This window comes from Bacteroides sp. 1001302B_160321_D4 (assembly GCF_015667765.1).
GTDB lineage: Bacteria > Bacteroidota > Bacteroidia > Bacteroidales > Bacteroidaceae > Bacteroides > Bacteroides xylanisolvens.
Genome location: NZ_JADPLO010000129.1, coordinates 1 through 4,228 on the forward strand (window position 1 = coordinate 1; position 4,228 = coordinate 4,228).

Consider the following 4,228-nt stretch of genomic DNA (forward strand, 5'->3'; position numbering starts at 1 on the left):
ATTTCGTTCTACTCAATCCTTTGTGCTGTTATCTCCCTATTGTTCGCTTGTTTCATGTGCTATCTTTGGACGGATGCAGCCAAAGACCGGGACAACTACAAGCAGTATTATGAATACTACCAAGAGCAGGCAAGGGAACAAAAGGGGAATAAATAAACATCTAACTTTACGAATTATGGGAACAACAACGGAACACGAAGAACCCCGGTTCTTCTTCATACTGAACAAGGGTGCGAAGTCCGGCGGCGAAATCACCCATGCCGTCCTAAACGGTAGTATCGTTTCGAAGCCGGCAGGCTGGGACGCCTTTCATGGGCTTGCACTGGCGAGAGAGAAACTAAGCAGCGAGGAAATACAACAGCAGATGAAAGAACTTGGTGTAGAAATGGAAATCGTTCCTCTGATTTGACAAGATTACCCGGAGTGTTTCAGCCGGGTAATCTTGTTACTTATCCTTGATTTTCCCTTTAAGGGCGTTTATAATCCACCCTTTCGGATTGTTCTTTTCTCGTGATTTTCCGTTTAGGAGAGCCAGTTCTCCGATAAGGTCGGTTATCTTTTCTTGTGCCGTTATGAATGTCTCTTTGTTCCGGTTTATCTCTTCCGATGTGAAGCCGCAGGAATAACGGAGGTACTCGTACACATGGCTGTCTATCTGATATCGTGCTGTAACCTTTGCTTGCAATTCTTTCCCTTCCAGTTCTTCATCTCTGAACTGTGGTTGATAGACCGGGTAGAACCTAAACCCGGTCACCTTGCTACGTTTGTTGTTTGGGTTTTCACGCACTTTCACGTAGTTGAAAGTGTATGGGCAGCTCTCATCAAGCGCAGCCTTTGCTGGTTTCAAAACTCTTTCCTCAAAATGATCTATTCTGTCTTTTCCGTTCTTGTCCTTGTATTTGTCCGCAGGTATGCCAAGACGGTCTTTCAAGTTTTCAAGGGATATATCCAAAGGGTACACCTGCCCACTCATTAACATGTAAAACCTAAGGGAATACCCAGTAGGTAGCGCAAGAGCCTTGTTTAACTCAAATTCTCTGTACCCCTTGGCGAACTTGGTAAACACATCCCAAAGGTCGTTAGACACACGAAAGGTTATAATGCCAGTGCGTTTTTTATATTTTGGGTTAGATATAAATCCGCACTTCCACCATTCCTCGTCATCTTCGTAAGTAAAAAAACGTCCTGCCAAAGAATCGAGTGCGGCTATGATTTCATTGTAATCACGTCCGGAAAAAATAACGTCAGATACATGCATTTGTGCATCAACATCCCAAAGTCCATGCTCAAACTTGCGTTTCGTGCCTGCATAATCTTTCAGTTTTACTCCCTTTAGTTCAGCTTGGCACGCTTCCAGTATGCGAAGAACTATTCTTTGTTCGTGTATGGACATGTCTTGCTGTTTTGACCATGTATATACCCATGAAACAACAACATCTTTATTCTTGGTAATAGGTAGTTTCTTTTTCATAAACGATTGATTTGCTGCAAATATACACAATCCCCACATTAAAACAAAAAAAGAGGGGTAAAACTCCCAAAGTGTGGGGACTAATTTACTTTTAAACTCCCAAAGTGTGGGGACTAAACTCCCAAAGTGTGGGGAAACACATGTTCTAATCCCTTTATTTATGGGCGTTTGCGAAGAAGTGATAGAGCATATTACAGACGATGCTTATAACAGACAAGGGGAATTTATAGAGCTAAGTGGTTGATTTACTGTCGGAAAAAGAAAAACGATAGGGAAAAAGAGCAAAGCAAAACCAACCAACGGGCGGTAGGATTGGAAACGGGTTTTTATGGCGTGTACACGTTTGTGTACAAAATGTTTGTATTTTATTGAAATATAGCTATCTTTGTGCTGAATTTAAAAGCAAACAGATATGGAAGCATTATCAGTAAGAGAATACCGTAACAACCTCGCAGCGTCTTTCACCAAAGCTGACAATGGCGAGCAGGTACTAATTCGCAGGAAAAACGAGATTTACGCTTTGGTAAAAGTTGGTCGTGAAGATTTGATGATAACCCCGGAGCTGCAAGCAAGGATTGACAAGGCAAGGGAAGAAATCAAATCCGGAAAGTGTGTTACCCTCAAAAGCAGTGAGGATATTGACGCTTATTTCGATAGTCTATGATGTACACAATTAGGGTTTCCGACGGGGTGGATAAGGTGATTGCCAAATGGAAGAAATCAAACCCCAATTTGTTCAAGAAGTATAAGAAAATCTACAAAGAATTGTTAGAGCACCCTAAGACTGGGCTTGGGCATCCCGAAGCGTTAAGGGGCGGTGGGGATATTACATGGTCTCGACACATTACCGCCCATGACCGGATAATCTATGACATTTACGAGGAAGTGGTAGAGGTCTACATCTTGGAGGTAGAGGGGCATTACAACGATAAATGATAAAACTGTTATGGTCGAATATTGTGTTTACTGGTTAGAGAACGGCGAGCCTATGCACGAGGTGTTCTCTTCTCTTGCCGCCGCCGAGATGTACTCATGTGCGATAAGAGGGAAAGAAAACATTGAATGGGTGGAGGTGTCCGAAGAAGAAACCATTGATTTGGACGAACTGGAAGACATGTTCCCGGATGACTTCTGCGGCGTGTAATCCCCTTGGGTAGAAATGGGGTAGAATTTGTTAGGCTGTGGGGGATTTTCTAACACGCCGGGGCTTTTTGCTGGGCGGTTGGCGTGGATGTATTCCCATGCGGCATGTGTATATATAGCAAGAAGTGTCCTTGTCGGACAATTCTTGCTTTTCTCGCTTTGCTCAAAAAGATTTTAAGATTACCTTTGTGGCATGGAACTAAGACGGAACGAAAAGATTACATTCCGGTGTACCGAACTTGAAAAGGACGCACTTGCGGAGCAGGCAGCCCGGTGCAGTCTAAGCGTATCGGAATACTGCCGGAGTTTGTCCCTTGGGGGGCGCCCAAGGGAGAGGTACACCGAGGAGGAACGGCAGCTTCTCCGGGACATAGCCCAGTTGAAAGGAACGCTCCAACGGCTGAACAACTACTTCGGTGGTCGCCAGTACCGGGAAGTGTTCGAGGAGAACCGGGCACTAATTACAGAGCTCAAAAAAATACTCTCACGATGATAGGGAAAGGGAAAAGCATATCACATGGTGTGGCGGCATTGGAGTACGACCTCGCCAAAGAGATAAACGGGCAGGCAGTAGCCACCGAGATAGCCCGGCATGAACTTTATGGGTGTACTGGTGCGGAAATGGTGCAGGAAATGAAACCGTATCACATTGATTTTCCGAACGTAAAAAACAACTGCCTACGTTTCGAGGTCAGCCCCTCGATAGAGGAAAGCGCCACCTTTACGGATGCGGACTGGGCGGAACTTGGTAACGACTTCATGCAGCGCATGGGGTTGGCGAACCACCAGTACATCATCATCCGGCACAGCGGTACGGAGAGCAAGAAAGAGCAAGCCCACCTGCACATACTGGCAAACCGGGTTTCCCTTTCCGGGGAACTGTACCGGGACAACTGGATAGGGAAAAAGGCAACGGAAGCCGCCAATGCCATAGCCAAGGAACGGAACTTTGTACAGTCGCAGGACATTGGCAAAGTCAACAAAGCGGAAATCAAGGAAGCCATGGACGGCGTATTGAAGAAGATGCAGGGCTTTGACTTTACCAAATTCAAGGAAGAACTTGGTAAGAGAGGTTTTAAAGTCCGGGAAGCCAGGGCAAGCACCGGGAAACTTAACGGCTACTATGTCACAGCCCGAAGCGGTACGGAGTATAAGGCAAGCGAGATAGGGAAAGGCTACACTCTCGCCCATATCGAGCGGACACAAAGCAAACTGAAGTGCAACTCAATGAACATATCTCATGGAAACAAACTCACACCCGGAAGCGGCAGCTTCCAACGTTAAGCAGGGACAGTACAGCCCCCGGAAAAGAAAAGATACAACGCCAAGGGTAAACCCGCAGCTTGCGGTAGAACTGGTGTATCAAGAACTAAAGCGTGTTGAAGTCTATACGAAGCGCATAGAGGACGCAACAGCCCGAAAGGTACAAATAGACGGGAAAAGCCTTGAAAGTGCCGAAAATCGCCTAAAAAACGTGTTGGCGGACTTTGAACGGCAGGGGTACAGAATGAAAAACGGCGGTTATGTGGACAAACGAATTTCGTTCTACTCAATCCTTTGTGCTGTTATCTCCCTATTGTTCGCTTGTTTCATGTGCTATCTTTGGACGGATGC

8 protein-coding genes are annotated in these 4,228 nt (G+C 45.7%); 7 read left to right on the forward strand and 1 reads right to left on the reverse strand.

All coding sequences use genetic code 11. From position 1 onward, the window contains the following. Window positions 1-175 precede the first annotated feature (175 nt). A complete protein-coding gene (locus tag KFO40_RS25225) occupies window positions 176-409 on the forward strand; it encodes a charged multivesicular body protein 2b-B (protein ID WP_195196363.1) in 234 nt (77 codons plus the stop codon). A 36-nt stretch (window positions 410-445) separates the two neighbouring features. Here KFO40_RS25225 and KFO40_RS25230 read toward each other — a convergent pair whose 3' ends face one another. Continuing rightward, the gene (locus tag KFO40_RS25230; protein ID WP_004295509.1) at window positions 446-1,471 is read right to left on the reverse strand and encodes a replication initiation protein; all 1,026 of its coding nucleotides are present in this window, start codon (window positions 1,469-1,471) and stop codon (window positions 446-448) included. Between the two features lie 412 nt (window positions 1,472-1,883). Here KFO40_RS25230 and KFO40_RS25235 point away from each other — a divergent pair, with 412 nt between their 5' ends. The 6 genes from KFO40_RS25235 to mbpC all read left to right on the forward strand — a co-directional run. Beyond that, a complete protein-coding gene (locus KFO40_RS25235) occupies window positions 1,884-2,135 on the forward strand; it encodes a hypothetical protein (protein ID WP_004295507.1) in 252 nt (83 codons plus the stop codon). Next, a complete protein-coding gene (locus KFO40_RS25240) occupies window positions 2,132-2,407 on the forward strand; it encodes a type II toxin-antitoxin system YoeB family toxin (protein WP_004327436.1) in 276 nt (91 codons plus the stop codon). Before KFO40_RS25235 ends, KFO40_RS25240 begins: the two co-directional genes overlap by 4 nt. 10 nt (window positions 2,408-2,417) lie before the next feature. Then, complete coding sequence (locus KFO40_RS25245; protein ID WP_004295503.1) at window positions 2,418-2,615, forward strand: hypothetical protein; 198 nt, start codon at window positions 2,418-2,420, stop codon at window positions 2,613-2,615. 192 nt (window positions 2,616-2,807) lie between these two features. Continuing rightward, complete coding sequence (gene mbpA, locus KFO40_RS25925; RefSeq protein ID WP_004327437.1) at window positions 2,808-3,107, forward strand: mobilization protein MbpA; 300 nt, start codon at window positions 2,808-2,810, stop codon at window positions 3,105-3,107. Continuing rightward, window positions 3,104-3,898: a mobilization protein MbpB gene (gene mbpB, locus KFO40_RS25250; RefSeq protein WP_007560590.1), complete on the forward strand. Its 795-nt coding sequence runs from the start codon at window positions 3,104-3,106 to the stop codon at window positions 3,896-3,898. The genes mbpA and mbpB overlap by 4 nt, the downstream gene beginning before the upstream one ends. After that, window positions 3,855-4,228, forward strand: a 374-nt coding sequence (mbpC, locus tag KFO40_RS25255; RefSeq protein WP_149963477.1) for a mobilization protein MbpC, incomplete at its 3' end; no start/stop codon positions are given. The genes mbpB and mbpC, both read left to right, overlap by 44 nt.